Source organism: Duganella qianjiadongensis (assembly GCF_009857915.1).
Taxonomy (GTDB): domain Bacteria; phylum Pseudomonadota; class Gammaproteobacteria; order Burkholderiales; family Burkholderiaceae_D; genus Rugamonas; species Rugamonas qianjiadongensis.
The window spans coordinates 1-716 of the sequence record NZ_WWCM01000064.1; the positions used below are offsets into that span (position 1 = coordinate 1).

At 50.1% G+C, this 716-nt stretch carries 1 rRNA gene; it reads left to right on the top strand.

Annotation, left to right across the window (positions count from 1 at the left end):
- Positions 1–716: ribosomal RNA gene (locus GTP27_RS23275) — 23S ribosomal RNA — on the top strand; the annotation flags it as partial.

Below are 716 nucleotides of genomic sequence, written 5' to 3' on the forward strand. Positions count from 1 at the left end.
GTGACTGCGTACCTTTTGTATAATGGGTCAGCGACTTACATTCAGTGGCAAGGTTAACCAGATAGGGAAGCCGTAGAGAAATCGAGTCCGAACAGGGCGATAGTCGCTGGGTGTAGACCCGAAACCAAGTGATCTACTCATGGCCAGGATGAAGGTGCGGTAACACGCACTGGAGGTCCGAACCCACTAATGTTGAAAAATTAGGGGATGAGCTGTGGGTAGGGGTGAAAGGCTAAACAAACTTGGAAATAGCTGGTTCTCTCCGAAAACTATTTAGGTAGTGCCTCAAGTATCACCATCGGGGGTAGAGCACTGTTATGGCTAGGGGGTCATCGCGACTTACCAAACCATTGCAAACTCCGAATACCGATGAGTGCGAGCTTGGGAGACAGACGTCGGGTGCTAACGTCCGGCGTCAAGAGGGAAACAACCCAGACCGCCAGCTAAGGTCCCAAAGATTGGCTAAGTGGAAAACGAAGTGGGAAGGCTAAAACAGTCAGGATGTTGGCTTAGAAGCAGCCATCATTTAAAGAAAGCGTAATAGCTCACTGATCGAGTCGTCCTGCGCGGAAGATGTAACGGGGCTAAGCCAGTCACCGAAGCTGCGGATATCCGTAAGGATATGGTAGGAGAGCGTTCTGTAAGCCTGCGAAGGTGTCTTGTAAAGGATGCTGGAGGTATCAGAAGTGCGAATGCTGACATGAGTAGCGATAATG